Source organism: Streptomyces sp. ADI96-02 (assembly GCF_003846185.1).
Taxonomy (GTDB): domain Bacteria; phylum Actinomycetota; class Actinomycetes; order Streptomycetales; family Streptomycetaceae; genus Streptomyces.
In genome coordinates, this window is record NZ_ML123034.1 from 6,820,732 (window position 1) to 6,846,321 (window position 25,590).

Consider the following 25,590-nt stretch of genomic DNA (forward strand, 5'->3'; position numbering starts at 1 on the left):
CGGGGCCGTCGGCGGCCCGCCGGCGGGCGTGAGGAGGGCGGGGGCCGGGGCTCTGTCCGCCCCGGCCCCGCGCCGGGTCACACCGTGCCGGTGGCCGGGTCTCCGCTGTCGTCCAGGACCACGGTGGTGCCGGGGCTCGTCTCGCCGAGGACGCCGCGCACCACCGCGTGCGGCACCCGGCCGTCGAGCACGTGCGCCGTGCGGACGCCGCCCCGCACGGCCCGCAGGCAGCCCTCCATCTTCGGCAGCATGCCGCTCGCCAGCCCGGGGAGCAGCCCGTCCAGGGCGTCGGCCGTCAGACGCTCGATCACCTCGGTGCTGTGCGGCCAGTCCGCGTACAGCCCCTCCACGTCGGTGAGCATCACCAGCCGCTCGGCGTCGAGCGCCACGGCCAGGGCCGAGGCGGCGAGGTCGGCGTTGACGTTGTAGATCTGACCGTCCCCGCCTCGGGCCACCGGGGAGACGACGGGGATGTGTCCCTGGGCGAGCAGCGCCCGTACCATGCCCGGATTCACGTCCACGACCTCGCCGACGAGCCCGATGTCCACGGACCGGCCGTCCACCAGGGCGGGACGCCGCACCGCCGTCATGGTGTGCGCGTCCTCACCCGTCATGCCGACGGCGAAGGGGCCGTGGGCGTTGAGATGGCTGACCAACTCCCGCTGGACACGGCCGCTGAGCACCATCCGCACCACCTCCATGGTCTCCGGTGTGGTCACCCGAAGACCGGCCTCGAAGTGCGATTCGAGGCCGAGGCGGTCGAGCATGGCACTGATCTGGGGGCCGCCGCCGTGCACCACGACCGGGCGCAGGCCCGCGCGCCACAGCTCCACGACGTCCTGGGCGAACGACCGCTGGAGACCCGCGTCCACCATCGCGTTGCCGCCGAACTTCACCACGACCACACTGCCCCGCAGCTCCGGCCGGAGAGCCGGTCCGGCGGCGGGGGCCGCGTCCGCGCGCTCCGTGACGACCGATCCCATGTTCTGCTCCCACCCTGTTCACGAGTCGTACGCGCCTGTCCGGGCGCCGCGGCCCGGGAACCGGGCCGCGGCAGCGCATTAACTTAGCCTAACCTAATCATCCGCTCGATCGATGCGGACGCACCCGCGCCGGGGAACGTCGGAGGGCGCAACGCTCCTGCGTGCGCCGGGAGTTGCCGCGCGCCGCATGATGCCCCGCCCGGAGTGCTCGGCGGCGCCGAGAGCGTTTCGATGAGCGTTTCGAGCCGCCCGCCCGGCGTCTCGCCGCCGACCGCCCTGTGAGCGGCGGCCGATTTCCCTCCCTCCGGCTCCTGTTGACCGTGCAGGCGGGTTGCGACGGCCTCCGGATACGGCGACCGCCTGCCAAGGGAGCTTCGCCATCCATGTTGTGGGCGACGAATCCATTTACTAGATGTTTCTTCTGCGATACGGTTCGGCGCGTCAAAGCGTGAGGAGTAAACATGGCGATAACCAAGGAAGCACCGCCCGTTGTTCGCGCACCGGACCGCCCCTCGCCGAGGGCCGGCCGACCCACGCCGCTCAGTTCGCGGGACCGGACCTTCGGATTCATGATCGCGGCCCCGGCGGTGGCCCTCTTCGTCGCCGTGGCGATCTACCCCCTGGCGGCGGGATTCGGGACGAGCCTCTACGACCAGTCCCTGGTCCGGCCCGAGCGCGAGTACGTCGGACTGCGCAACTACGCCGACGTCTGGCCCGACTTCGTCGACCGGCTGGGCAACACCCTGGTGTTCTCCACCCTGGCGACCGTCTTCCCGCTGCTGATCGGCGTGGCGCTGGCGCTGCTCCTCAACGCACGACTGCGCGGCCGCAACCTGCTGCGCGGCGCGCTGATGCTCCCCTGGCTGCTCCCGGGCGTCGTCGTGTCGTTCCTGTGGGCCTGGATCTTCAACGACAGCTACGGGGTGATCAACCACGTCCTGTCCCAGGTCGGCCTGCCCGAGGTCGACTTCCTCGGACGGCCCGCGACGGCCATGGCGGCCGTCGTCGTCGCCAAGACCTGGAACACCTTCCCCTGGGTGATGGTGGTGGTCCTCGCGGTCCTCCAGACCCTGCCCCGCGAGCAGTTGGAGGCGGCGGCGATCGACGGCGCGTCACGCCGGCAGCGCTTCCGGCACGTGTCCCTGCCGCATCTGATCGGCCCGGTGGCCCTGGTGACGATGCTGGAGTTCATCTACAACTTCGGGTCCTTCGACATGATCTTCGTCATGACGGGAGGAGGACCCGGCACCTCCACCATGACCCTCGCGGTCAGCCTCTACCAGTACGCCTTCACCGAGTTCTCCCTGGGACGGGCGGCGGCCATGGGGGTGCTGTGGCTGGCGGCCCTGTCCGCCGTGTGCGGCGCCTACTTCCTGCTCAACAAGAAACTGGAGGCGCGACGGTGACCGCCCTGCCATCCGCACCCGCCCGGCGCGGCTCCCGCCACGTCGGCGAAGGCATCACGAGGCCCTTCCTCAGCCTCCCCGGAAAGCTGGTCCTTGCGGTCCTCGCGCTGTTCGGCCTGCTGCCCGTCTACTGGCTGGTCGCCACCGCGTTCATGCACCGTGAGGACGTGTTCTCGCCCGACCGGCCCCTCTTCCCGGTCGACCCCACCGTGGAGAACTTCCGCGCGTTCTTCGACGACTCCAAGCTCCTGGCCGCCCTCGGCAACTCCCTCGTCGTGTCGGCCGGCACCGCGCTGCTCTCGGTCCTGGTGTCCGGGCTGACGGCCTACTCCCTGTCGAAGTTCCGCTACCGGGGCCGCAACCTCTTCATGGTGATGTTCCTGGTCGGCCAGCTCGTGCCCGGAGCGCTGCTTCTGGTCACCCTGTACCTCATGTTCAGCGCGGCCGGACTGCTCTACACGTACACGGCCGTGATCCTGGCCTTCACCACGTTCACCCTGCCGCTCACGGTCTTCCTGCTCAAGGGCATCATCGACGGACTGCCGGACGAGATCATCGAAGCGGCCAAGGTGGACGGACTGTCCAACCTCGCGATCCTCTTCCGGATCGTCTTCCCTCTCATCGCACCCGGCCTGGTCACCGCCGCCATGTTCGCGTTCATGCGCGGCTGGAGCGACCTCCTCTTCGCCCTCACCCTGGCCGGACCCGACAAGCAGACCCTCCCCGTCGGCATGACGTCGGCCTTCATCCACGAGGGCGCCGCCGACTGGCCCGCCCTGATGGCCGCGTCCGTGATCACCTCGCTTCCCCTCGCGCTGATCTTCATCGCGCTCCAGCGGTACTTCGTGTCCGGCCTGGCCGCGGGAGCGGTCAAGGGCTGAGCCGCCCGCCACGTCTCATCGATGCACACAGGAGCTCCCCATGTCCCACCTCCCCGCCCCCGGCCGCGCCCTGTCCCGGAGAGGGGTCCTCACCGGCCTCGGCGCTCTCGGCGCCGCGAGCGCCCTCGGCCTCACCGGCTGCTCCACCAGCACGCCCGGCAGCGGATCGGCCGCCGCCGGCGCGTCGGAGACCGACTCGATCAAGTTCTTCGGCAACGCCCTCGGCGACAACGCGCAGAAGGCCGCCTGGCAGACCATCATCTCCGGCTGGCAGAAGAAGTCCGGGAAGCGGGTGGAGCCCGTCGTCTACCCCTACGACCAGGCGGCGACCCAACTGGTGCTCGCGGCCAAGTCCGGTTCGTTCGAAGGGGTCGGGCAGGGCCCCTGGCAACTGCTCGCCCCCTCCGGCATCCTGGCGGACCTCTCCGACCTGGCCGCGCGCATGGACCTGCCCGAGGAGGTACTCGACCCGCTCCGCGTCGACGGGAGGCTCCACTTCCTGCCGACCACCGCATCCGGCATCGGCATGGTGTGCGACGGCCGCATCGCCGACGAGGCGGGCCTCGAGGACGGCATGAGCGTCGAGGACTTCGCCACCGGCCTGGAGAGGATCAAGCGCCAGGACCCCGACCTCATCCCCTACGCGGCGGTCACCAAGAACCCCGACCTCAAGGACGCCGTCCACTGGATGTGGGGCTGGGGGAGCGACGTGGTCACCCCCGACCTCGCGTGCACCATCGGGGACGCCGCGAGCGTCGAGGCGATCACCTGGTACCGGGAACTCCAGAAGGCCGGGCTGACCAAGGCCGGCGTCGCCCGCACCGACGCCCGCATCCTGTACGCCCGCGGCCAGGCCGTCCTCTACGACGACGCCCCGCTGGCACAGACCTTCCTGCGGTCCAACGGCGGTTCCGCGTCGCTGATCGAGGCGACCCGCCCGCTTCGACGCCCGTCCGCCGAAGGCCGCCCGTCCGTCAACCGCTTCTGGGGCAACGGCCTGTTCTGCAGCGCCGGCAAGGGCGAGAAGACCAGCAAGTCCTTCATCTCGTACGTCGCGACCGACCTCGGCGCGACGACCGCGCTGTACAAGCAGTCCGCCCTGGCGCCCGCCGACCCGACCGTCGCCGACCGCATCCCGGAGCTGCGGAAGGACGTCTTCCAGACCGGTTTCCGCAAGGTGATCGCCCAGCACTCCCGCGGCGCGGCCTGGGACCGGCTGTCCACCGCCGCCCAGATCGACACCGCGATCGGCGAGGGCGTGGCCGCCGTACTGGCCGGGCAGACCGGCGTGCAGAGCGGCCTCAACGCCCTCCGCAAGAAGATCGACGACGCTCTCCAGGACGGCAGCTGAGGCGGTCGCGCCCCGGCGGCACGGTCGGAGGCACGACGGGGCGCGATACTCTTCATCCAGTAAATGAAACCGAAATCCATACAGCGGATCGCTGATGATGTTCTCAGCGGTAGCTTCCGTCCGAACTGGAGGATCATGCCAGCCGAACCCGGCGCCGGTACGCAGGCGGTCGAGCGGGCCATGTCGCTTCTCGCCTGCTTCACCGACGAGCACAGTGAGCTGCGCATCTCGGAGCTCTGCGCCCGGACGGGACTGGGGCAGTCGACCGTGTCCCGCATGGTCTCGTCGCTGGACCGCATGGGCTTCCTCGTGCAGGACGCGCGAACCGGCCTGTACTGCCTGGGGCCCACCGTCGTGACGCTGGGCACGGTGGCGCTGAACAGCTCACCGACCTACCGGGCCGCCCGCCAGATCGCGCAGAGCCTGGCCCACGCCACGGAACTCGGCGCGAACCTGGCCGAGTTGCGCGGCGACGAGCTCTTCTACCTCGGCAACTTCGAGGGGGTGAAATCCCCGAAGTCGTTCACCATGGCGGGGCGCACCGCTCCGCTGCACGCCACCGGCATGGGGAAGACGCTGCTGTCGGCGCGGAGCCCGGCGTACGTCCGCGACTACTACGCCAGGGACCTCGGCCCCGCGTACACCCCGCACACCATCACCGGGCCGGCCGCCATGGACCGGGCGCTGGAGGAGATCCGCAGCCGGGGCTACGCCACGGAGATCGAGGAACTGGCCTTCGGGCGGGCCTGCGTGGCCGCCCCGATCAGGGGCCGCAGCGGGGACGTCGTGGCGGCCCTGTCGGTCAGCGGCCCGCTGTCCGAGCTCGATCTGCCCGGACGGCAGCGGGAGTTGGCGCTGATGGTGGTCGAGGCGGCCGACGAGGTGTCGATCGCGCTCGGGTTCACCGTCGTCCACACCCCGCAGCCCCGTCTGTCCTAGAGGCATCGCCGTGGACGCCGAGGTCGCGCGCACCCCGCTCCCGCGGGCCGCGCTGGGGGAGTCGCCGCGCTACGACGCACGGACGGGGACCCTGAGCTGGGTCGATCTGATCGCGGGCCGCCTGTGGCTGGCCCGCGTATCGCCGGACGCCGCCGCGGACTCATGGGCGCCGGAGCCGAAGCCGCTGGCGGAGGTGTCCGGCCCGCTGAGCTGTGCCGTGCGCACCCGGGAGGACGGCTGGCTCCTGGCGGCCGGCGGCGTACTGCTGCACCGCCGTGACGGCGGGGCGACCACCGTCCTGGCCGTTCTGGAGGGCGAGCCGGACCGGGCCCGCCTGAACGACGGGGCGGTCGACGCCGAGGGGCGTCTGTGGGTGGGTTCGATGAGCGTTCCCCGCCCGCTGGAGCCCTGGGGACGGCTGCACCGGGTGGACGGCGTCGGAGCGTCGCCGCGCACCGCCGTCGTACGGGAGGGGATGACGGCCGCCAACGGCATCGGCTGGAGCCCCGACGGGGCGACGATGTACGTCGTCGACAGCGGGGACCGGCTCATCCACCGGATGAGGGCCGGCGCGGGCGGCGGCATGGAGCCGGCCGGGCCGCCACTGGCGGCACGGGGCGGGGTGCCGGACGGCATGGCCGTCGACGACGAGGGCTGCCTGTGGGTGGCCCTCTGGGACGGCGGGGCCGTCGTCCGCCTGAGCCCCCGAGGGCGCGAGCTGCGCAGGATCGCCCTGCCGTGCTCGCGCCCCGCCGCCTGTGCCCTGGTCGGTTCGCGGCTGGTGGTGACGACGGCGGCGGTCGCGGGCGAGCCTGCCTCCGGCTGGACGTACGCCGTCGAGGTCGGGGTCCCCGGCCCGGCCGCGCACCGCGCCCGCACCTCGTCCGCGCCGGACGGGCCGGCTGCCTGAGGCGGGCTCTTCGGACCGCCGGAGCCAGAGCGGCGGCGGTCCGGGGAGCCCGCTATGCGCCGGGCAGGTCCGGTTCCTGCTCGCCGAGAAGCCTGCGTCGCAGGTCGGGGCGGAGGAACGCGGCGGGTGAGGCGATGGAGAGCCCGCCGTCGACCGGCAGCACCACTCCGGTCACGAAGTCGGCCGCGGCGAGGTAGAGCACCGCCTCCGCCACGTCGGCGGGCCGGCCGACCCGGCCCAGCGGATATCCCTCGGCGACCTTCGGCAGGTCGTGATTGCCGATCATCCCCGGCGAGACGGCGTTGACACGGACACCGCGCGGTCCGTAGTCGAGGGCCAGCTGCCGCACCAGCCCCTCGACCCCCGCCTTGGCCGCCGAATAGGCCGGCAGCCACGGCGCGGCCAGGGTGGCGTTGACGGAACTGACCGCGACGATGCTGCCCCCGCGGGGCAGCACGGCGAGGGCCGCGCGCGCCGGGAAGAACGCGGTGTCCAGAGTGTTGGAGATGCCGCGGTGCCACTCCCGCGCGGTCGCCGCGTGCGCCGGCGCCGGGGCCATGACGGCGGCGGCGAGGACCAGGACGTCGAGGCCGCCGAGCCGTTCGACGGTACGGCTCACAGCCGTGTCTGCGCCCTCCTGCGTACTGGCGTCGAGGGCCAGTCCCTCCGTCAGGTGGGGACCGTGATCGCCGTCGATCCCGACGCCGACGACCCGGTCCCCCGCGGCGGCGAAGGCCGCGGCGATGGCCGCTCCGATGGGGGAGGAGCTGCCGATCAACAGGACGGCCCGGCTCATGTGCGCGCCTTCTGCCAGGCGGGGAGCCGGAGTTCGGCCAGGATCTCGTCGAGGGCCCGGGAGGTGACCGGGTCGAGGTCCTGGGCCGGGAGCCGGACGGCGGCGGACTCGATGACGCCGCGCCGCCGCAGGACTTCCTTGTGCACCGCCCACGCCTGCCCGGGCCGCATGCCGATGTGGATCAGCGGCAGCAGGCGGGCGTGCGCCGCGCGCGCCTCGGCCCGGCGGCCGGCGGCGAGGTCGTCGAGCAGGTCGCGGAGCAGGTCGGGGAACTCGCAGGCGGGCATGGTGCCCACACTGCCGTTGTCGTACTCCTCGATCAGCGAGGCGGCGTTGAGGCCGCCGAGGACGGCGAGTTCGCCCGCGGCGGCGCGGACCACGGCCGAGACCTTGACGGGCGTGGGCGGGGCCTCCACCTTCACGGAGGTGACGGCCGGCACGCGGGCGAGGGTGGCGATGGTGGCGACGTCGATCGGCACGCCCGTGACGCCGGGCGCGTCCTGCACCATGACACTCGACTCGGTCGCCTCGGCCACCTCGCCGTAGAAGTCGACGAGCTGCTGCTGGCTGGGCTTGGCGAGGAACGGGGGGAGGACCATGAGCTGGGCCCCGCCGGACGCGGCCTGTCGCGCCTGTTCGACGGCGACCACCGTGCTCGTGCCGTTGACGCCGGCGACGAGCGGGAAGTCCGCGCCCACCACCTGTCTGACCTCGCGCAGGATGACGGCCCGCTCGTCGGCGGTCAGGGCGAAGCCCTCGCTCGCCATGCCGAAGACGGCCAGACCGTCCACTCCGGCGGCGAGCTCGAACTCCACGAGGGAGCGCAGCGAGCGGGTGTCCAGCTCGCCGGAGTCGGTGAACGGCGTGGCCAGGATGGGGACGAGACCGGTGACCGTGCTGCCGTGCGACACGATCAGCCCTCCTTGACGATGTCGTCGAGGACGTCTTCGTCGACGTCGACGCCCAGTCCGGGGCCCTGCGGGAGGGTGAACCCGGTCGGCCCTCCGGAGATCGGCGTGCGCAGGATCCGCTGCGCGAAGGGCAGGGTCGTCGGCTGGAACTCGAAGAAGGGGCAGTCGGCGACCGCGGCCGAGACGTGCAGTCCGGCGGCGAGCGCTACGCCGAGGCCCACGGAGTGGTGGCAGGCCACCGGCACGTGGCGGGCGTCGGCGAGCGCGGCGATGGTCATGGCCTCGGTGATCCCGGTGCGGGCGACGTCGGGCTGGACCAGTCCGACGGCTCGCCCGTCGAGCCAGTCCCGGAACTCGTAGCGGTTGCGCAGGGCCTCGCCCACCGCGATCGGGGTGGTGACGCGCGAGGCGAGCTCGCGGTGGCCCTCGGTGTCCTCGGGGGCCATCGGCGCCTCGAAGAACAGGGCGCGGCGGCGGTCGAGTTCACGTCCGAGTTCGAGCGCTTCCGGCAGGGTGTAGACCCAGTGCGCGTCGACCGCGATGCGCAGTCCCGGCGCGGCGGCGGCCACCGCGTCGTACGTGGCGAGGTCCGCGTCGACGCCCTTGCCCAGCGCCAGCTTCACCGTGGAGGCGCCCTGCGCCGCCCAGTCGGCGGCGAGCCGGGCGCGGCCCTCGTCGGTCGGTTCGGGGAGACCGGACACATAGGCCGGGATCTCGGTGCGGTAGGCCCCGCCGAGCAGTTGGGCCACGGGAAGCCCGCACGCCTTGCCCGCCAGGTCCCACAGGGCGATGTCGAGGGCGGCCAGGGCGTCGGCCTGATGGCCCACGAGATGCCCGCGTTCCCGCATGAGGTCGCGCATCCCGTCCCAGAGGGGCCGCACCGCCATCGGGTCGCGTCCCACCAGCCAGGGTCCGAGCATGCGGTCGACGATCGCGGCGACGACCTCGGGGCCGACCGGCGCCAGCGCCTCGCCCCAGCCGTCCACCCCCTCGTCCGTCCTGATCCGGACGAGGACGCTCTCCATATGGGCGGAGTACAGGCTGCGCCAGGGCGGGCGGACGAAGTAGCCCCGCTCGGCCCGCGGAGCCGAACCGTCGTCCAACTTCCCCAGGTAGGCCGACTCGGTGGCCTGTTTGAGGATGTATGTCGTCACCTGCGTGATCCGCATGATGCTCCCTCTCGGATTGCTTGATTCGCATTATGGACTGGTGCTTGCGCATATTGAAAGTACTATCCACGATCAGCATGCCGATCGTATCCATGGTTCTGGAGGAGCTGTGAACCTGAGGGAAGAACTGACGGAGCGGAAGGTGCTCGCCATCATCCGCGCCGACGGGCCCGAGTTGGCCCTGCGCTGCGTCCGCACCCTGGTGGAGGCCGGCATCACGGCCCTGGAGGTGTCCCTGACCACGCCGGGCGCGCTCGACGCGATCGCCCGAGCGCGCACGCGGTGCCCGGCGTCGGTCCTGATCGGCGCGGGCACCGTCCTGACCGCCGACCAGGCCGACGCCGCCCGCGCCGCGCGGGCGGATTTCGTCGTCACCCCGGGAATCACCCCGGGGGCCCGCCGCAGCGCGGCGAGGGGCGTTCCGCTGCTGTGCGGGGCGCTGACCCCGACGGAGGTGGTCACCGCCCTCGACCTCGGCGCGGGTGCCGTGAAGGTGTTCCCGGCCGGCCTGCACGGTCCCGGCTATCTGCGCGAACTGCGCGCCCCGCTGCCGCACGCGCCGCTCGTCGCCGTGGGCGGCGTCGACGCCCGCACCGCTCCGGAGTACCTCGCGGCGGGGGCCCTGGCGGTCGGCGTCGGCTCCCCTCTCCTCGGGTCGGCGGGACGGGAGGGCGGCGACAGCCAGGACCGACTGGCCGCCCGTGCCGCCGCGTTCCTGGACGGCCTCGCGGTGCCGCGGCAACCGGCCGAGAGCGCCGCGGCACTGCCGGGCCGGACCCGTCGGGAGCGGCCATGACCGACGTACTGACGATCGGCGAGGCGATGGTGTCGGTGCGGACCCGCGCTCCGATGGCGCTGGGCGGCGCCGCCCACCTGTCCGTGGCCGGCTCCGAGAGCAACGTGGCGATCGGGCTGGCCCGCCTGGGGCATGCCGCCGCCTGGCTGGGCGTGGTGGGGGAGGACCAACCGGGCGACCTGATCCGCAGGACGCTGCGGGCCGAGGGCGTCGACACCCGGTTCGTCCGGTCCGCCGAGGAGTCGTTCACCGGGTTCATCGCCTTCGACCAGCCCGCCCACGACGTCACCCGGGTCAGCTACCACCGCAAGGGCTCGGCCGGGTCCCTCCTCACCGCCGAGGAATGCCTCGCCGCTCTGGACGCGGCCTCGCCGTCGCTGCTGCATCTGACCGGCATCACGCCCGCCCTGTCCGCCTCCTGCCGTGCGGCGATGCTGGCGGTGGGCGAGGCCGCACGGGCCGCGGGCATCCCGGTGAGCCTGGACGTCAACCACCGCAGCCGCCTGTGGACCCGGCTGGACGCGGCGGACGCGCTGCGCCCCCTGCTGCCGGTCGTCCGCACGCTCTTCGCCTCCCACGACGAACTCGGCATCCTCGCTTCCGGGCCGCACCCGGCCGAGGACCTGCTCGCCCGGGGCGTCACGGACGTCGTCGTCACCGCCGGTGCGGACGGAGCCCGCTGCCACACCGCCGACGGGACCTGGCGCCGGGCGGCCCTGAACGTCACGGTGGTCGACAGCATCGGCGCGGGCGACGCCTTCGTCGCCGGATACCTCTCCGCCCTGCTCGACGGGCTCCCTCCGGCCGACCGGCTGCACCGCGGCGTCACGGCCGGCGCGTTCTGCGTAGGGGCCGTCGGCGACTGGGAGGCCCTGCCCACCCGTCGCACCCTCGGCCTGCTGGCCGCCCATGACGAAGGCGCCGCGCTCCGCTGACGCCCCGGACGCAGCCCGTCGGCTCCGCCCGCGCGCCGACCCGAACCGCTCGCACGCCGTGAACGGTGCCGGGAAGTTCGTACCGACGATTGACCAACCCGCGGCTCAGTCATACGTTGACCGCACTATGGGTCACTCATTCATCATGAGGATCGAAGTTGCTCAGGAGTGGTTACGAGAGCGCTCGATCCGCGACCGCTCGCCATCCCGCAGGTCGTTCCGTCCCACGGAAGGAAAAGCCATGCGTCTGTCCTCCCTCCTCACCGCGCGGGCGAAGAGGTCCGTCGGCGTCGCCCTCGCCGCCGCCCTCGCCGCCGCGGCGCTCGCCGCTCCCGCCCACGCCGATCCGCCGACCGGCTCCACCGCCCCCGACGGCTACCGACTGGTCTTCTCCGACGACTTCGACGGGAACGCCCTGGACACCGGCGCCTGGGGCATCCGCCAGCGGTCCTGGGTCTCGGACGACAACGTCGAGGTCGCCGGGGGTGTCCTGAGCCTCGATCAGACGCGGGTCACGACGGCCACCGACGCGTCCGGTTTCCGGGGCGCGGGCATCGCCACCAAGAAGCACTACGGATACGGCTACTACGAGGCCCGCGTCAGGCTCCCCAGCAACGAAGGGGCCTTCCACCAGTCGTTCTGGACCCAGATCTGGGACGGGCAGTACGGCAAGCCGAAGTACCAGGCCCTCTTCAGCGAACTCGACTTCTTCGAGTCGTACAAGGGCGGCACGCACGGCGGGTACTTCACCTGGAGGTCCAACGAGGAGGACGAGCGGCTGTCCTCGTCGGCACGCGTGGGCATGGGCGACCCCGACGGCGCCTCGTACAACACCTACGGCGCGCTGTACGAGGCGAAGAAGCTGACGTTCTTCCTCAACGGCCGGGAGACGGGCTCGCTCACCTACGACTCCATCCCCAACAGCCCGATGTCCCTCTGGCTGTCCACCATCCCGGAGGCGGAGAAGCTCGGCGGCCTGACGGAGCCCGTCGGCCACAGCTACGGCACGATGGACGTCGACTGGGTGCGGTACTACACCGCCGACGGTCAGGTCCCCGCGACGGTGCCCGCGTCCGTACCCGCGTCGCTCATCGACTACGCGAACGACTTCGAGAGCGGAGCGGCGACGAACTGGACGGCCGGCGGCGGATCCTGGTCGGTGGGGACCGACGGGACGAACCGGGTCTACCGACAGAGCGCCGCGACCGGGGACGTCTTCTCCCTCTACAACGCGCCCGCCACCCACTTCACGAGGTGGAAGAACTCGACCGTCTCCGCCGCGGTCAAGCTGTCGTCCGACGGAGGCGGCGCCGGAATCGTCGCCCGCTACACCAATCCGGACAACTACTACTACCTCCGGCTCAACGCCGCGACCGACCGGATCGAACTGCTGAAACGGCAGAACGGCTCCGTCACCACGCTGGCCGGCCACAGCACGGCGCTCACGCCGGGGACGGCCTATCAGGTGTCGCTCAGGGTCAATGACGCGAAGCTGACCGCCCAACTGAACGGAACCGAGGTCATCAGCGCCACGGACCGCGCCATGACCTCGGGAGCGTGGGGAGTGAAGGGCTACAACCAGCCCTTCAGCGTGGACTCCGTGAGGATGACGTCTCCCTGACGTCCGGTCACCGATCCGGTCCCGGAGGCGCGCCGTCGACGCGTTCGACGCCGCGGCTCCGGGACCGCCGTGATCACCGCTCTCAGAGCTTGCGCGCCACGGCTCCGTACATGGCGATGGCGCGGTCGTCGATGCCGCTCTGCTCCGGACCGGGACGCCACCGGTGCACCTGGACCACGCCGGGTTCGACCAGGTCCATCCCGTCGAAGAACGAGGAGGCCGTCGGCAGATCGCGCAGAGCCATGGGCATGCCCTGCTCCGCGTACTCCTGCGACACCCGCCCGACCTCCTCGGGGGCGAAGTCCGCGGTGCCGATCGTCATCGCCAGATAGCTGCCCGACGGCAGCGGGTCGAGCAGTCGCCGCACCAGGCGGCGGTCGTCCGGCGGCAGGATGAAATGGAGGATACCGATGATCATCAGACCCACCGGCCGGCCCAGGTCGATCAGCTCACGGAACTGCGGGCTGTCCAGGATGGCGTCGGGGTCGTGCATGTCCGCGTCCACGTAGGCGGTCGCGCCCTCGGGCGAACTTTGCAGGAGGGCGCGGGCATGGGCGAGGACGATGGGATCGTTGTCGACGTAGACCACGTGCGCGTGCGCAGCCGCCTCCTGCGCCACCTCGTGGAGGTTCGGTGCGGTGGGCAGACCGGTCCCGATGTCGAGGAACTGGCGGATTCCGCGCTCCTGGGCGAGGTAGCGCCCGGCGCGGTGCATGAAGCGCCGGTTCTCCCGCATGTGCACCGGCAGGGCGGGCCAGTGCCGGCACATGGCGTCACCGGCCTCGACGTCGACGAGGTAATGGTCCTTGCCGCCCAGGATGTAGTCGTACACCCGCGCGGAGTGAGCTGTCGTGGTGTCGATCCGGTCGTGTGGACTGGGCATGGCGGCTCCGCTGTGCTCCTCGACGTCGATTCTGCCCCCAGACGGTACCGTGCCCGAACACACGCTCAAACGGCGAGGCCGGTCCGCCGCACCTCCGTTGGGCGGCGCTCACGTTTCGTCGATGGGGAGAAGAAGCCTCCGCTTCCCGGGACGAGCGGTTCGACGACCGCGACGACGGACGCGAAGGTGCTCCTCACCCCAACGGCGCGACGGCCCGACCACCGGGCCCGGCCTCGGCCCTGCCGCGAACTCGGCTGAAGAAGCGGAGGAGCGGCCCGAAGGGCGTGGACGGCCGGCGGGCGGCGCGCCGCGGGATCACCGTACGAATCGTTCGCCGACCCGCGATCGGTTCACGGACGCCTGTGAGGGGCTTCGCCGATGACGCTCCCCGGTCGCCGGCCAGTTCCTCCGGGCGGCTGATGGGATGGGCGAGCAGAACCTCGTCGATGACCGCGAACGCGTCGGTGAGCGTGCGGGCGTGCGGTTCCAGTTGCACGACGGTGTCCTCGGAGACGTCGGGCAGGCAACGCACCTGATCGCCGGTCAGGCAGCCCTCGACGAGCAGATCTCCGCTGTGGGCGGATACCTGCCGCAGCGCGAACAGGCGGTGCAGCAGCAGAAGCTGACGACGGGCCTGGGGATCGGCGGCCTCGCCGGCAGCCGCGAGGAGGGCTCCGGCGGCCTCAAGGTGCGCGTGCGCGTCCACCAGTCGCAGGGCGGGGGTGACGGCGCGGTTCCAGCGGCCCAGCGGGTTGCCCGCCTCTCCGCCGCGCAGCCTCGCCCGGGCGCGGTGGTGCCAGATCCGCTCGATGTCCGCCAACAGGTCCTGGAGGAAGGCGGGATCCGCGAGATCCCGGTCCGCGGGACCCAGCTGAGGGGAGGGCGCCGGGTCGAAGTGACCGAGCAGCATTTCCCCGGCCGCCTTCACCCAGATGACAAGGTTGTCACCCTCCGCGGTGATGGTCCCCTCGTTGGCGGCGACCTGGCCCGCTATGCCGTTGGCCAGGAACAGCCCCTGAGCGCCGCAGCGTTCACGGCACTCCGTCATGACCGTACGGGCCTGCCAGGTGATCCAGCCCTTGGCTATGGCGGTGAACCGCTCCGCGTCCTCCCGGTCCGCCTCCGTGGCGGCTTCGGCCCATCGCCGCAGCGCGGTGCGGTGCAGGAGGGTCGCCGCGTACGCGGTGGCGATGGACGCCAGCAGCGGAGCGTGGTGGCTGCGGTGGGCGAACAGCGGGACGTTGCCCCCGGTCACTCCGGAGGTCTGCCGCGTGTGCGCGTGCCGGACCGCGACCGCGACGGCGTGGCGGGTGACGCCGAGGCTGTAGGCGCTCATGCAGAGTTTGCCGGCGGTGACCCGGCCGACGGAATGCAGGAAGCGCTTGCGGGGGCTGCCGACCGAGCTGCTGAAGACGCCCTCCGGCGTCAGGCGTCCGTGGTCGGACTGCACCAGGGCGGAGTACGGCAGGCGGACGCGGTCGAACGAGGTGGCGCAGTGGTCCACCGGTGCGGTCGCCGTCTGCGGCAGCCGGTGGATCCCTACGCCCGGCAGGGGAGATCCGGCATCGTCGCTGAGGGGGGTGAGGAAGAGGAAGACACCCTGGTCCTTGCCGTCCGCGATGAGCCGCGCCGCCACGACGGCGGTCTTCGGGCCGCCGGTGGAGCTGGTGTTCGGCATGAACTTGCGGGCGCCGGGGTGAGGCGTGTGGAGAACGAACTCGGCCGCCTCCGCGTCGTAGACGGCCGTGGTCTCCAACTGCACGGCGCTGTTGCCGTGACCCGCCTCGGTGCAGAGGAACGTTCCCGTCCTCCGCAGCTCGACGAACTCCCGCAGGTCGCGCTCCGGTCCGCTCGACGCGTGGTCGAGGAGGCTGCCCAGGAACAGGTTGTAGTGGATGCTCGCGACCGTCCCCAGTCCCGCGTCGACCGGCCCGACCCACTCGTGCAGCGCCGCCAGCCGCTCCACGTCGCCCACGAAGCCGGGGACGTCGTCGATCGCCCGGTTGATCAGACCAAGCCGTTCGTACGACAGGGCGGCCCGCTCGCCGGGCGTCAGACCTTCCTGGAAGCGGAACGGCTCCGTGCTCAAGAGCCTGCGCCAGGGGGCGTGATGGTCGACCAGCCGCTCACCGAAAAGCGCGTGTTTGAGCGCCGCGGCGGTCGAAGCTGCCGGGTCGGCGGAGAGAGAGGAGGGAGTCACGCTTCGGAACGGTAGCCGATAGGTTGCTTCGTTCCGGAGTGACGATCGACACGATTGGGAGCGGCCCGATCACGGTAGTAACCAATGTTCCGGTCCCCCGCGGAATAGGGGTCCGGCGGGTGGGCGGACGGGGAGCGCACGGTCGGGCACCGCCCGCCGCCGCCCACCCGCCCGCCTTGGGGTCAGGAGAGCTTGCCGCCGTAGTCCGGGAGCTTGAAGGTCCGTTCGGCGTGGCCGCCGACGATGTCGGACTGGTTGTTCCCGATGTTGGCGATGATCGTGTAGCCCTTCGCCTCGATCGCGGCCCGCTTCTCCGTCTTGTAGGCGCTCACCTCGGTGAAGAGGTCGGGCAGGTCGCGCGCGTACAGACCGTCCACGGGGTAGCCGGCCGTCTTGAGGTTCCAGTCCGTCAGCGACTCGATGATGCCGGGCCGCGCGGTGACGAAGAAGACCGCCACGCCCCGGGAGTCGGCGTAGCGGGCCAGTTCGCGGACGCCCGCGACCGCGGGGGTGGGCAGTTGCCAGAACGGGTGGAAGTGCGTCTCCAGCGCGGTGTTGTCGATGTCGAGGACGATCGCCTGCTTCTTGCCGCCCGTCTGACCCGTACGGGTCTCGATCCAGGGGCGCGCTTCGGCGACGACCGCCGCCACGTCCCGCTGCCAGGTGCCGTAGTCGACGTCCTGGGCGACGGTGGTGGCCGCGGCGGTGCTGGTGGTGCCGGCGGTGCGAGTCGGTGCGGCCTCCGCGGCCGTGGCCGAGGTGACGGGGCCGACGACGATGAACAGGGATGCGGCGAGGGCCGCAGCGGTGCGCTTGGAGGTGGCGCCTGCATGCATGTGGGGTCTCCTGGGTGGGAACGTGCCAGCGGCTCGTCCGCCGCGATCGGCGAACGGGATGTCATGTTCACGTCCAATGATGAACGCTGGGCGGCGTTCTTCCTACTGGTCGGTAGCGACATCTTTTCGAGCTGCCCCCGGAACCTTGATCCGCGCCGACGCGGCACGGTCCGCGTCGGCACACCACCTCGGGCCCGGCTCCCGGCGCTGGGCGCGGGGAGCCGGGCCGGGACGTGCCCCGGCCCGTCGGCCGGGGCGGTGTCAGCGCGTGGTGAGGACGATCCGGCTGGAGCCGTCCGGCAGGCCCGCGATGCCCACCTGGTCGCCCGCGACGTACGCCGCGCCGCCCGCGCCGCCCACCGGCCGGAACGGAGTCCACTCGCCGCCGCTCCGGCGCACCGCGTGGTAGACGTTCCCGTCGAGTCCGACAGCCGCCACCTGGCTGTCGCCGCCGGGCATGCCGGTGATCGCGACGGAGGAGGCGCCCATCATGTCCGTGGAGACCCCCGCGGGCCCGTTCCAACCCTGCCAACTTCCGTCGGCCCGGCGGATGGTGTGCCAGATGTTGCCGTCGTTGCCGATGGCCGCGATCTGGCTGTCGCCGTTCGGGAGGGCCGCGATCGACAGCTCGCGGCCGGCGAAGTCCGGCGCGTTGACGCCCGCCACGGTCGACCACGGGCTCCAGCTCCCGCCGGCGGCCCGGATGCCCATACGCATCCGCCCGTCGCCGCCGAACACGAGGAACCGGGCCGACCCGTCCGGCATTCCGGCCGCCGCGATCCGGCCGGCCTTGACCCGCCCCGCGTCGGTGCCGGCGATGGCCGCCCAGCCCTGCCAACTGCCGTCGGCGCGACGGATGTTGTGGTAGGCGTAGCCGTCCTTGCCCACGGCCGCGATCTGGGCGCTGCCGTCGGGCAGACCCGTGATCGCGATGTCCGTCGCGGCGAAGCCGACCTTCTTGTTGTCGGCGGCCGGAAGGGCGTTCCAGCCCTGCCATGTGCCGTTCGCCCCGCGGATGTTGTGCCAGATGTTCCCGTCCAGCCCGATGCCGAGCACCTGGACGCCGCCGTCCGGCGTGGCGGATACGGCCTGCCGCGATCCGACGTACCGGAACGAGTCGCCCGCGCCGCTCAGCGGGCTCGGGGCGGTCCAGGTCCCGTTCGCCGAGCGGCCGGTGCTGAGGAAGGTGTGGGGCGTGGCACGCTGCGGCAGGTTCTTCGAGATGATCTCCCGCTGGAGCTCTCCCGATCTCACGCCGTTGGTGTTCTGGTTCACGTCGTCGGTCATGACGATGTTCATGTTGTCCGTGACGTTGGCGTGGTTCCAGGTCGACCGCATCTTCCCCAGCATCTGCCGGTTCAGCTCGCGTTCGAGCGTCAGCAGGAAGTTGTCCGCCACGTCGGACGGCACGAGCTTCAGCTTCTCGGCGATCTGGAGCATCGCGGCGGCCCCGATGGAATGCGTCGGATCGATGATGCCCTGGAGGACGAAGAACTTGTCCGCGCTCGCTCCCGGAGCGCGGCCCAGCACCTCGTCACCGCGCTTGAGCACGGCGTCGAACGTCTTCTGCGCGGTCCGGGGGTCGAGTGTTCCCTTGAGGATGTCCTGCCAGTCCGAGCTGACGCCGACGTAACTGCCCCGGTAGTCCTGCACCTGGCCCTGCTGCCAGGCCCAGGGGTAGTTCGTGCTTTTCGTGTCGTCGACGATGACCACGTGCTTGCCGGCGGAGACGAACTGGTTGTACGTGGACGTCGGCTTGAGCGACCCGTCCGCGATGGCCGGCTTGCCGGCGCCGCCCCCGAGCGCGTTGCCGAGCGCGTCGACCGCGGCGCGGCTGTCCGCCGCGGCCGTCTCCGGCGGGACCGCGGTCGTCAGCCGGACGATGACGATCTCCTTGGGGTGCCTGCCGATCCAGTCGGCGAGCTCGTTGACCTCGCCCCGGACCGTTCCGCCCGCTCCGGTGGAGTCGAAGAACTGCCGCCCCAGCGGGCCCCCGTGGTACGTGAACCACTTGTCGCCCTGCTTGCACAGCCGCAGGTCCAGGTAGCGCGAGCCGCCGTCGAGCTGCTCCACCAGTGAGCCGCTCTGGGTCCGCGACATGCTGGCCGCGACACCCGGCCAGGCCCGGGACGCCTCGGCCGACTCCCCGTAACTGCAGATGCCGCTGTCCTCGGTGATGGTCGAGGTGCCGGCGTCGTGACTGCCCGGCATGACGATCTGGTTCAGCGGGCGATCGCCGATCGTGCCCTTGAGCTGGTCCATCCAGGAACCCAGCTCGATCGCGTTCGTCTGCACGGCGGTGTCCTGCCGGGGTGCGCGGTCCGCCGCGAAGGCGGTGCCCGCGACAGCGCCGGGAAGTGCCAGGAAGACGACCAGCGCGACGGTGGAGGCCCCCGCTTCCAGGCGTCGGTTCCGTCCCGTCCTGTGCTGCGCAGCACTGCGCATGACATTGCCCCCTCGGTGAGATGACGCGGTGGTCGCCCGTGGTGGACGTGCCCTCCGCGGGAAAGGATCCGGCTGCCCTCGCGGTCCGGGGCCCGTGATCGAGCGGAGGCTATGGCTCCGAGCATGTCCACGGCAAGAAGAGGTCCGACCGGGCGGATGGCCCCGGGCGGAGCGCTGGTGGGGCTGTTCCGGGCGTGCGGGGGCGTGACGCGGAGCGGGGGACGGTCTGGGCAGTGCGTTGAGGGCACGGGCCCGTCAGCGCGCCGTGCGCACGCTCCTCGTCGCGGCGCGGGGTCGCAGCCGAAACGCTCGCCCGAGGTGAGCGTTTCGGCTGTCGCGCGGGCGCGGTACGGCGGCCGGTCGGCCGCCGTACCACGCCTCAGGCCGTCCTGCCGCCGGGATCGGTGACCGGTTCGTCCGCCCGGATCCGCCGGAACATCGCCGCGGCGCGGTCCGCGTCCCAACGGATCACATGCCCCTTGGAGGTGGGCAGGCCCACCGCGTCCACCGGCACGGACACCCGCCGCACCGTGCCGCCGGAGCCGCGCAGCGACCGGAACATCCCCGCCAGCCGCTCCAGGTCCATGTCCCGGTCCACGACCAGCGTGCCGAGGCCCGCGTCGAGCATCCGGTACAGCTGAAGGGGGTCGAGGTAGGTGTCCGACGCGGCGGCCTCGCGGGCCAGCGCCGCGAGGAACCTCTGCTGGTTGCGCGAGCGGCCGATGTCCCCGTCGGCCTCCTGGTGGCGCTGGCGGACGAACGCCAGGGACTGTCTGCCGTTCAGCGTCCGGCAGCCGCGCCGCAGGTCGGCCCCGGACTTCTCGTCCTTGATGTCCCGGTCCAGGCAGAAGGGGACGCCCCCGACGGCGTCGACCACCTTCACGAAACCGGCGAAGCCGATCTCCGCGTAGTGATCGATGCGCAGACCCGTGTTGCGCTCGACGGTGTGGGCCAGCAGCTCCGGACCGCCGTACGCGAAGGCCGCGTTGAGCTTGTCCCTGGTGGGCGGCACCCGCTTGCCGGTCGCCGGATCGTGGAACCCGGGGATCGTCACCCAGGAGTCGCGCGGCAGGCTCACCATCACCGAGCCGTGCACGCCGGTGTGCAGCACCATGATCGAATCGGTCCTGCGCCCTCCGCCGCCGCCCGCCCGCAGATCGCGCACGTCGGACGCGGAGAGGCCGTCGCGGCTGTCGGAGCCGACGATGAGGTAGTTGGTGCCCTTCCCCGCCGCCGGGCCGTTGCCGTACGCCCCGAGGTCCACCTCCTGGTTCAGCTCCGCCGCCGCCCAGGCGTACGTACCGCCCGCAGCCAGCGCCAGCGCGACGGCCAGGGCGAGGGCGGACCGGATCACGCGCCTGCGCCGGCGCGGCCGGCCGCGCCGCCCGCCACGCCGCCGGGACTCGGTCCCGCGCCAGCCGTACGCCGAACGCCGTGCGCCCGGCGGGGCCGGGGGGACGAGGACCGGCGGATCGGTCGCGACCGGTGCGCGGCCGGCCTCGTGCGCGCCGTCGGGCCGTACGGTCATCGCGGCTCTCCCTTCGCGCCGCCGACGACCGCACCGCTGAGGGGCAGTCCCCGGTCGCCCGGCGGCGGCTCCTGTGTCCGATAGGGGTCCGCGGTGCCCGTGCGGTGCATGCGGTGCCAGGTCAGCCGGCTGCCGAGCAGCGCCGTCATCACCGAGTGGAGGACCACCAGGTAGAGCATCTGCCGGTAGACGAACATCTGGAGCGGCAGCGACCACAGGGCGCGCAGCCGTTCCCCGTCCAGCCACAGCGCGTACCCGGCCGTGGCCATCTGCACCACGAGGAAGGCGAGCCAGACGACGATCGCCTCGCCCGGATCGCGGAAGCACACCCCGTACAGCGCGAACACGTCGACGACCGGCGCCAGGAGCGGCAGCAGGACCTGGAACAGCGCGAGGTAGCTCAGCCCGCGGCGGCCGAACCGGCCCGCCGTGCCGAGCTCCCGCACGGCCCGCCGGTGCTTCCACATCGACTGGAGCGTCCCGTAGCACCAGCGGTAGCGCTGACGCCACAACTGGCTCCATGTGTCCGGGACTTCGGTCCAGGCCACGGCCGACTCCTCGTAGACGACCCGCCAGCCGGCCCGCCACAGCGCCATCGTGAGATCGGTGTCCTCGGCGAGGGTGTCGTCGCTGACACCGCCGACGCCCAGCAGGGCGTCCCTGCGGAACGCGCCGATCGCGCCCGGCACCGTGGGCATGCACTCCAGCACCTCGAACATGCGCCGGTCGAGGTTGAAGCCGAGGACGTACTCCAGGTGCTGCCACTTGCCGAGCAGATGGCCGCGGTTGCCCACCTTGGTGTTGCCGCTGACCGCCCCGACGGCCGGGTGCGCCAGCGGCTGGACCAGGCGGCGGACGGCGTCGGGCTCCAGCACGGTGTCCGCGTCGACCATCACCACGACGTCGTGCCGCGCGTGCGCGAGACCGGTGTTGAGCGCGCCCGGCTTGCCGGTGTTGGGCCGGCGCACCAGCGTGACCCGCGGATCGGCCAGGCGGGCGACGGCCTGTGCCGTCCCGTCCGTGGAACCGTCGTCGACGACGACGATCTGGAGGTCCACCCCGGTGGAGGCGAGCAGTGAGCACACGGTGCCCGTGATGCCCGCCTCCTCGTTGTGCGCGGGCACCAGGACGGTGACCGGACCGGTCACCTCGCGCAGGCGCGGACTGCCGGGGCGCCACCTGCCGCGTCTGCGCACATGGACGCGGGCGAACCAGACCAGCATGGCCAGCCGCAGCGCACCGAGGACGCCGGCCGCGATGAGGACCCACGCCATCGCCCGGGAGAAGGCCCGTCCCAGCTCCTGGGCGCGCATCAGGCCCACGCCCTTGATCTGTTCGAGGACCGGTGCCCGGTAGGCGGACCCGGTCGTGCCGAGCCCGTCCGACACGGTGGTGAACCGTGTCACGCCGGGGTCGCGCAGCGTCGAGCGGGCGGCCCGGAAGCCGAGGTCGGTCTGGCTGTACTGGCGTACCACGCCTGCTGCGGACTTCCGGCTCTCGCGGTCCGCCGCCACCACGAGGTACCCCTGCCCGGCAGCCCGTCGGGCGGCCGGCCACTCGCCGCCGCACAAGGTGTCCGCCGTGGTGGTGTGCGGCAGCCGCAGCAGCCGGGTGTGGATGCCCGCGGCGCCCGCCAGCGCCGTCTGGGTCAGGCCCAGTTCCATCCGGGCGCGGACGCGCGAGGCCGCGCCCAGATCGCCCCCGGTGTAGGTGTACGACCCGATCTCATGGCCTTCGTCGCGGATGCGGCGCACCAGCTCGGGATGGCGGGCGGCCTCCATGCCGTAGAGGAAGAAGGTGGCCCGCACGCCGTGCTCGTCGAGCAGGTCGAGCAGGCGGGGCGTCCAGACCGGGTCGGGTCCGCCGTTGAAGGTGAGGGCCGCCGTGCCGGGCGGCATGGCGGCCGTCGCGACGTCCGAGCCGCTGAACCGCAGGACGGGCCGGCCGGTGTCCGCGCCGCGCGGGATGGGTCGGGCGCAGGGTTCCTTGGTGCGTGCGGCGTCGACCTCGTGGGTGGTCCAGCCCTCGAAGAGGAGGGTGACGGCGACGACGGCGATGATGAGCGACAACAGCACCCAGTGCCCGCGTGGGGGACGGCGCAGTGCGTGCCGGGGGCTCATCCGCGCGTGCCCCCGGCCCGGCTGGGCGAGGGGCCGGGATCCGGCCGCGCCGACGGCGAGCGTTCACGCAGGCGGACCTCCTCGCCGGCGGTGCCGCCGTGGCTCCGCCCCGCTTCGTGCTGCCCGGGAGCGGTGGGGAACGAGGCTCCGGTGCCGGGCGGTCCCTGCTGCCCGGCGGGCTGCCAGAATCCGGCGACCAGGAGCGCGGCGAATATCAGATAGGCCCCGCAGGCCCCGCCGAGCGCTATCGCCGCCGAGCGCAGCACTTTCCGGCGAATGCCTGAACGTTCAATGAATATAGGACGGTTGACCTGCTGGTTCTGCGTCTTGCCGTGGGGGGTGAGATGCATGGACGGGAGTGTAACGAGATGATTCGCTCGTTTGCGTGAGCACCTGAACACATCAGTGTTTCCTTGACCGGGACGAACCGTGCGGGGTCTGAGCAACCGTTGTCCCGTCGTACCGGTGGGTACGGAGCGGAAGTGCACGAGATCTGCACGTTCCCGGCTGGACATGTGCAATCTTTACGTCGCGCCGGTGAGCGCATCCGCCCGCGGTGCGCGGGTGCGCACACGGGGAGACGCGGATGGGCGGACTCCGCGGCGGAGCCGGCCCACCCGCCCGGAAATCGCGGGACGGCCCTCAGCCGTTCGGCAGACCGATCGACTGAGGGAGCACGGGCGTGTGCGGCGCGCCTTCCCGGGCTCTCCGGCTTCGGCCGGGAAGGCTGTGACCGGCGTCCGACGGTCCCGGGGGACGCCCGGAAGCGGCCCCCGGGACCGGGGCCGTACGGGGCTCCGGTCCCGCGACCCGCCCGCACGCCGTGCCGCGGCGCTCCGACGGCACACCCTCACCCATGCCGACCCCGGAAGGAAGCCACCAGATGGGCACCCAGCCGCACCAGCCGGTCACCCCCGAATCGGACCTCGCGGAGGTCTTCGAACTCGCCCAGCAGCTCCGCGTCGACTCGATCCGCTCCAGCACCGCCGCCGGCTCCGGCCATCCCACCTCCAGCATGTCCGCCGCCGATATCGCGGCGGTGCTGATGGCCCGCCACCTCCGGTACGACTGGCGGGACCCGCGGAACCCGGCCAACGACCATCTGATCTTCTCCAAGGGCCACGTATCACCGCTGGCGTACTCCATGTTCAGCGCGGCCGGCGCGATCGAGGAGGACGAACTCCTCACCACCTACCGCCGCGCCGGCTCACGCCTCCAGGGACACCCGACCCCGGTGCTGCCGTGGGTCGACGTGGCCACCGGCTCGCTCGGCCAGGGCATCGCCTACGGCGTCGGCGTCGCGCTGGCCGGGCGCGACCTGGAGCACCTGCCCTACCGGGTCTGGGTGCTGTGCGGGGACAGCGAGATGTCGGAGGGCTCGGTCTGGGAGGCGCTCGACAAGGCCGGCCGGCACCGCCTCGCCAACTACACGGTGCTCGTGGACGTCAACCGGCTCGGGCAGAGCGGTCCCACCGAGTTCGGCTGGGACACGGACGTCTACGTCCGCCGCGTCGAGGCGTTCGGCTGCCGGGCGCTGACGGTCGACGGCCACGACCTGGCCGCCGTCGACGAGGCGCTGCGCACGGCGGCGGACGGCGCCGCGCCGACGGTCGTCGTGGCCCGGACCGTCAAGGGCAAGGGCTTCAGCGAGGTCGAGGACGCCGAGGGCTGGCACGGAAAACCCCTGCCCGAGGACATGGCCGCCAGGGCGCTGGAGGAACTGGGCGGCGTCCGGCACCTGACCGTGCGCGGACCGCGGCCTCCGGACGCCGCACCCCGGGCTCGCGCCGCGGCCGCCGCGGTGGAGCGCCCGAGGTTCGAGGTCGGGGAGGAGGTCGCGACCCGTTCGGCCTTCGGCAAGGCCCTGGTCGCCCTCGGAGCCAGGCCCGAGGTCGTCGCGCTGGACGCGGAGGTGGGCAACTCGACCCACTCCCAGGACTTCGGCAAGGCCTACCCGGACCGGTTCTTCCAGTCCTACATCGCCGAACAGCAGATGATCGCCACCGCGGTGGGATGCGCCGTGCGCGGCTACTACCCGTACGCCACCACCTTCGCCGCCTTCCTCACCCGGGCGCACGACTTCATCCGCATGGCGGCCGTCTCGCAGGTGACGATGGGAATCTGCGGCACGCACGTGGGCGTCGAGATCGGCCCGGACGGGCCCTCCCAGATGGGCCTGGAGGACCTGGCGATGATGCGCTCCGTGCACAACTCCACCGTGCTCTACCCCAGCGACGCCACCTCGGCCGCGGCCCTGACGATCGCCATGGCCGACCTGGAGGACATCGCCTACCTGCGGACCACCCGGGGCGGCTACCCGGTCCTGTACGGACCTGACGAGCAGTTCCCCGTGGGCGGTTCCAAGACCCTGCGCGGCGGCGCGGCCGAGGACCGGGTGACCCTGGTCGGCGCGGGCGTCACCGTGCACGAGTGCCTCCGGGCGGCCGACGAACTGGAGTCCCGGGGCGTGCCCGCGCGGGTGATCGACCTGTACTCGGTCAAGCCGCTCGACGCGGAGGCGCTGGTCCGTGCGGCCCGCGAGACCGGCGCGCTGGTCGTCGTCGAGGACCACCACCCGGAGGGAGGCATCGGCGAGGCGGTGCTGAGCGCTCTCGCGGCCCTGGGCAGCGATCCGGTGTTCGCGCACCTGGCGGTCCGCAACCTCCCCGGCTCCGGAACCCCGGCCGAACTGCTGGACGCGGCGGGCATCTCGGCTCCCGGGATCGTCGACGCCGCCCTGGGCATCGCAGGCGTCTGAGGGCGGGGCGGCGGACGGGCCGAACCGGGCGCCCGCCCGCCGTCGCCGCTTCCGGGCGGGCCACGGGGCGTTGTCAGTGGCGTCTTCTAGGGTTCTGCCCAGTGAGACCTGCTGGAACCGCG

20 protein-coding genes are annotated in these 25,590 nt (G+C 72.2%); 9 read left to right on the forward strand and 11 right to left on the reverse strand.

Annotation, left to right across the window (positions count from 1 at the left end; translation table 11 throughout):
- Window positions 1–77: 77 nt before the first annotated feature.
- Entirely contained in the window at window positions 78–983 is a 906-nt protein-coding gene (argB, locus tag EES43_RS29770) for an acetylglutamate kinase (RefSeq protein WP_277426084.1), read from the reverse strand.
- Window positions 984–1,444: 461 nt separating this feature from the next.
- Between argB and EES43_RS29775 the strand changes: the two genes are divergently transcribed.
- The 5 genes from EES43_RS29775 to EES43_RS29795 all read left to right on the forward strand — a co-directional run bounded on the left by EES43_RS29775 (window position 1,445) and on the right by EES43_RS29795 (window position 6,470).
- Window positions 1,445–2,389, forward strand: coding sequence for a carbohydrate ABC transporter permease (locus EES43_RS29775; RefSeq protein WP_124271649.1), 945 nt, complete (start codon window positions 1,445–1,447; stop codon window positions 2,387–2,389).
- Window positions 2,386–3,270, forward strand: coding sequence for a carbohydrate ABC transporter permease (locus tag EES43_RS29780; protein ID WP_124271650.1), 885 nt, complete (start codon window positions 2,386–2,388; stop codon window positions 3,268–3,270). Before EES43_RS29775 ends, EES43_RS29780 begins: the two co-directional genes overlap by 4 nt.
- A gap of 40 nt (window positions 3,271–3,310) precedes the next feature.
- Entirely contained in the window at window positions 3,311–4,621 is a 1,311-nt protein-coding gene (locus EES43_RS29785; RefSeq protein WP_124271651.1) for an ABC transporter substrate-binding protein, read from the forward strand.
- A 135-nt stretch (window positions 4,622–4,756) separates the two neighbouring features.
- A complete protein-coding gene (locus EES43_RS29790) occupies window positions 4,757–5,560 on the forward strand; it encodes an IclR family transcriptional regulator (RefSeq protein ID WP_124271652.1) in 804 nt (267 codons plus the stop codon).
- 10 nt (window positions 5,561–5,570) lie between these two features.
- On the forward strand, window positions 5,571–6,470 hold the full coding sequence (locus tag EES43_RS29795; RefSeq protein WP_164493317.1) for an SMP-30/gluconolactonase/LRE family protein: 900 nt from the start codon (window positions 5,571–5,573) through the stop codon (window positions 6,468–6,470).
- Between the two features lie 52 nt (window positions 6,471–6,522).
- Here EES43_RS29795 and EES43_RS29800 read toward each other — a convergent pair whose 3' ends face one another.
- The 3 genes from EES43_RS29800 to EES43_RS29810 are packed head-to-tail and all read right to left on the reverse strand — an operon-like array spanning window position 6,523 to window position 9,346.
- Window positions 6,523–7,266 carry an SDR family oxidoreductase gene (locus EES43_RS29800; RefSeq protein ID WP_124271654.1) on the reverse strand — a complete coding sequence of 248 codons (744 nt, stop codon included), beginning with the start codon at window positions 7,264–7,266 and terminating at the stop codon, window positions 6,523–6,525.
- Window positions 7,263–8,177 (reverse strand): dihydrodipicolinate synthase family protein, encoded by a 915-nt coding sequence (locus tag EES43_RS29805; RefSeq protein WP_124271655.1) that lies wholly within the window; start codon window positions 8,175–8,177, stop codon window positions 7,263–7,265. Before EES43_RS29805 ends, EES43_RS29800 begins: the two co-directional genes overlap by 4 nt.
- Before the next feature lie 2 nt (window positions 8,178–8,179).
- Window positions 8,180–9,346, reverse strand: a complete 1,167-nt coding sequence (locus tag EES43_RS29810; protein ID WP_124271656.1) for a mandelate racemase/muconate lactonizing enzyme family protein — start codon at window positions 9,344–9,346, stop codon at window positions 8,180–8,182.
- Between the two features lie 109 nt (window positions 9,347–9,455).
- Here EES43_RS29810 and EES43_RS29815 point away from each other — a divergent pair, with 109 nt between their 5' ends.
- The 3 genes from EES43_RS29815 (at window position 9,456) to EES43_RS29825 (ending at window position 12,698) form a co-directional block, all read left to right on the forward strand.
- Window positions 9,456–10,142: a bifunctional 4-hydroxy-2-oxoglutarate aldolase/2-dehydro-3-deoxy-phosphogluconate aldolase gene (locus tag EES43_RS29815; protein WP_124271657.1), complete on the forward strand. Its 687-nt coding sequence runs from the start codon at window positions 9,456–9,458 to the stop codon at window positions 10,140–10,142.
- Window positions 10,139–11,077, forward strand: coding sequence for a sugar kinase (locus tag EES43_RS29820; protein WP_124271658.1), 939 nt, complete (start codon window positions 10,139–10,141; stop codon window positions 11,075–11,077). The genes EES43_RS29815 and EES43_RS29820 overlap by 4 nt, the downstream gene beginning before the upstream one ends.
- A gap of 241 nt (window positions 11,078–11,318) precedes the next feature.
- Complete coding sequence (locus EES43_RS29825; RefSeq protein WP_124271659.1) at window positions 11,319–12,698, forward strand: glycoside hydrolase family 16 protein; 1,380 nt, start codon at window positions 11,319–11,321, stop codon at window positions 12,696–12,698.
- An 82-nt stretch (window positions 12,699–12,780) separates the two neighbouring features.
- Here the strand turns inward: EES43_RS29825 and EES43_RS29830 are convergent, their stop codons facing one another.
- The 7 genes from EES43_RS29830 to EES43_RS29860 form a co-directional block, all read right to left on the reverse strand.
- Window positions 12,781–13,581, reverse strand: coding sequence for an SAM-dependent methyltransferase (locus tag EES43_RS29830; RefSeq protein WP_124271660.1), 801 nt, complete (start codon window positions 13,579–13,581; stop codon window positions 12,781–12,783).
- A gap of 193 nt (window positions 13,582–13,774) precedes the next feature.
- On the reverse strand, window positions 13,775–15,781 hold the full coding sequence (locus tag EES43_RS29835) for an acyl-CoA dehydrogenase family protein (RefSeq protein ID WP_124271661.1): 2,007 nt from the start codon (window positions 15,779–15,781) through the stop codon (window positions 13,775–13,777).
- 182 nt (window positions 15,782–15,963) lie between these two features.
- Window positions 15,964–16,617 (reverse strand): HAD family acid phosphatase, encoded by a 654-nt coding sequence (locus EES43_RS29840; RefSeq protein ID WP_124271662.1) that lies wholly within the window; start codon window positions 16,615–16,617, stop codon window positions 15,964–15,966.
- 261 nt (window positions 16,618–16,878) lie between these two features.
- Entirely contained in the window at window positions 16,879–19,062 is a 2,184-nt protein-coding gene (locus EES43_RS29845; protein WP_124271663.1) for a hypothetical protein, read from the reverse strand.
- Window positions 19,063–19,441: 379 nt separating this feature from the next.
- Window positions 19,442–20,590, reverse strand: a complete 1,149-nt coding sequence (locus EES43_RS29850; protein ID WP_124271664.1) for an LCP family protein — start codon at window positions 20,588–20,590, stop codon at window positions 19,442–19,444.
- Window positions 20,587–22,710 carry a bifunctional polysaccharide deacetylase/glycosyltransferase family 2 protein gene (locus EES43_RS29855; protein ID WP_124271665.1) on the reverse strand — a complete coding sequence of 708 codons (2,124 nt, stop codon included), beginning with the start codon at window positions 22,708–22,710 and terminating at the stop codon, window positions 20,587–20,589. Before EES43_RS29855 ends, EES43_RS29850 begins: the two co-directional genes overlap by 4 nt.
- Complete coding sequence (locus EES43_RS29860) at window positions 22,707–23,060, reverse strand: hypothetical protein (protein ID WP_124271666.1); 354 nt, start codon at window positions 23,058–23,060, stop codon at window positions 22,707–22,709. Before EES43_RS29860 ends, EES43_RS29855 begins: the two co-directional genes overlap by 4 nt.
- Before the next feature lie 533 nt (window positions 23,061–23,593).
- On the opposite strand from EES43_RS29860, the gene EES43_RS29865 reads away from it, so the two are divergent.
- Window positions 23,594–25,468 carry a transketolase gene (locus tag EES43_RS29865; protein ID WP_124271667.1) on the forward strand — a complete coding sequence of 625 codons (1,875 nt, stop codon included), beginning with the start codon at window positions 23,594–23,596 and terminating at the stop codon, window positions 25,466–25,468.
- Window positions 25,469–25,590: the final 122 nt, after the last annotated feature.